The sequence below is a fragment of the Candidatus Pelagibacter communis genome, assembly GCF_001179985.1.
In the GTDB taxonomy this organism is placed as follows: Bacteria; Pseudomonadota; Alphaproteobacteria; order Pelagibacterales; family Pelagibacteraceae; genus Pelagibacter; species Pelagibacter ubique_J.
The window spans coordinates 1-839 of the sequence record NZ_CVSI01000008.1 but is presented as its reverse complement, the minus strand read 5'-3'; the positions used below and the strand labels follow the sequence as shown (position 1 = coordinate 839).

Sequence of the window (839 nt, the reverse complement as noted above, 5' to 3'; positions counted from 1 at the left end):
GGTTATTAGTACTGACAAGTTTTATATTGTTTTTTTTCTTCAGCTCAAAAGATGAACCAAAAAATTTTAGACTTTATACTGTAATATTTCATCAAATAATTGTTATTGGTTTTTTTATATTTGTACTAAAAACTTCTAACCCATTTGATACTCTTTTCCCGGTACCATCCGAAGGACTTGGATTAAATCCAATACTTCAAGATCCTGCGCTAGCAATACATCCACCAATTTTATATGTTGGATATGTTGGTACATCAATTATATTTGCCTCTGCTTTAGCCGCAATGGTAACCGGGTATGTAAATAATCTTTGGGCAAAAAATTTAAAAAAATGGGTTTTAATATCTTGGACCTTTTTAACTGGAGGTATTCTTTTAGGTTCGATTTGGGCGTATTACGAATTAGGATGGGGAGGTTTTTGGTTTTGGGATCCAGTTGAAAATATTTCTTTAATGCCATGGTTGAGTTTAACTGCCCTTTTACATTGTATTTTAACTCTTGAGAAAAGAGACCTTTTTAAAAATTGGTCAATTATCTTAAGCATAGTGACTTTTATGTTAAGTGTTAGTGGAACGTTTTTAGTTAGATCTGGGATACTTAATTCAGTCCACACTTTTGCAAATGATCCATCTAGAGGAATTTATATCTTAATTTTTTTATTTGTTTTAATTTTTATATCTTTTGTAATCTTTTTTATATTTGAGAACAAAAATTTAGAAAATAAAAAAGAAATTTTTTTTTTAAGTAAGGAAACTTCGGTTTTAATAAATAACTGGTTTATGATTTATTTTTTAAGTGTAGTTTTAATAGGAACTGTATATCCAATATTTTTAGATGTA

The 839-nt window shown here is 28.2% G+C and carries 1 protein-coding gene; it reads left to right on the top strand.

Annotation, left to right across the window (positions count from 1 at the left end; all coding sequences use genetic code 11):
* On the top strand, window positions 1–839 hold an 839-nt coding region (ccsA, locus tag AMN80_RS00205; protein WP_179850257.1), incomplete at both ends, for a cytochrome c biogenesis protein CcsA.